General features: G+C 71.9%; 2 protein-coding genes. One reads left to right on the top strand and one right to left on the bottom strand.

Going from position 1 to position 1,180, the window contains the following annotated elements; genetic code table 11:
* On the bottom strand, window positions 1-830 hold an 830-nt coding region (locus tag AB0J09_RS65335; RefSeq protein ID WP_360714615.1), incomplete at its 3' end, for a MurR/RpiR family transcriptional regulator.
* A 65-nt stretch (window positions 831-895) separates the two neighbouring features.
* Here AB0J09_RS65335 and AB0J09_RS65330 point away from each other — a divergent pair.
* A partial coding sequence (locus tag AB0J09_RS65330; protein WP_360714613.1) for a pyridoxal-phosphate dependent enzyme occupies window positions 896-1,180 on the top strand: 285 nt, incomplete at its 3' end.

Raw genomic sequence — 1,180 nt, 5'->3', positions numbered from 1 at the left:
TCGAGCCGGAGTTGGGACCGCCGAACTGGTGCAGCGGGGCGCCGATCAGCTGGAAGCAGCTCGGTGACGGCGATCTCGTGCGCGAGCGGCGCGATCGGCCCGGCGGCCTCGCGTGGCAGCCTGATCAGCACCTCCGCCTCGGCCGACAGAGGCGACTCCCACGCGTCGGTGACGAGCAACAGCCGCGCGCCCCGGGCGCGCGCGGCCCGCACGAAGCGGGCGGTGTCCGGCGAGTACCGCCGGAAGTCGTAGGCCACCACCACATCGGAGCCGCCCAGGTCCAGCACGGTACGGGCCCGGGCCTGCGCCGAGTCGGGCACCCGCTGCGCGCCGGGGCGCAGGCTGGCGAGCTGGCGGATCAGGTATTCGGCGGCCAGCTCGCTCAGCGGCCCGCCCAGCGCCCACACGGCCCCGGCCTCGGCGAGCAGGGCCGCCGACGCGTCGAGCAGTGGATCGGTGACGGCGGCGAGGGTGCCGTCGAGGCCGGCGCGCAGGTCCTCGGCGGCGCGCCGAACCTCGGGGACTTTCATGCCGGACGCGGAGCTCTCGGCTGTGCCGGGCGATCGCGTGACGAACTCCAGCAGCCGCGACCGGTCCCGCGCCCCGTCACGTACAGCGGTCTGGAAGTCGGCGAACCCGGCGTACCCCAGGCGGTCGAACAGCCGCGACGCCGTGGGCGGACTCACCCCGGCGCGCTCGGCCAGCGCCCGCAGCGAGCCCAGCGCCGCGAACGGATAGTCGTCGAGCAGCACCCGCACGATCGCCCGCTCTCCGGGCGGCAGCTCGGGATAGACGGTGCTGAGGCGGTCGGCCACCGGATCGTTTCCCACAATGACAAATGTTACATCAGATCCCTCTTGCAGATCTACATGAAACAAGTGTTACGGTTCCAGGCATGAGAACCTGGCATGGTCTGATCGACAGCGACTACCGGCGCTGGCTGCCGGTCACCGCCGACACCCCGTCCATCTCTCTCAACGAGGGCAACACCCCGCTCCTGCGCTCGGCGCACCTGTCGGAGCTCACCGGCTGCGAGGTCTGGCTGAAGGTCGAGGGCGCCAACCCGACAGGTTCGTTCAAGGACCGCGGCATGACGGTGGCGATCAGCAGGGCAGCCGAAGCGGGTGCGCAGGCCGTCATCTGCGCCTCCACCGGCAACACCAGCGCCTCTGCCGCCGCC

The organism is Nonomuraea sp. NPDC049784 (assembly GCF_040659615.1).
GTDB lineage: Bacteria > Actinomycetota > Actinomycetes > Streptosporangiales > Streptosporangiaceae > Nonomuraea.
This window is presented reverse-complemented; position numbering and strand designations above follow the sequence as displayed.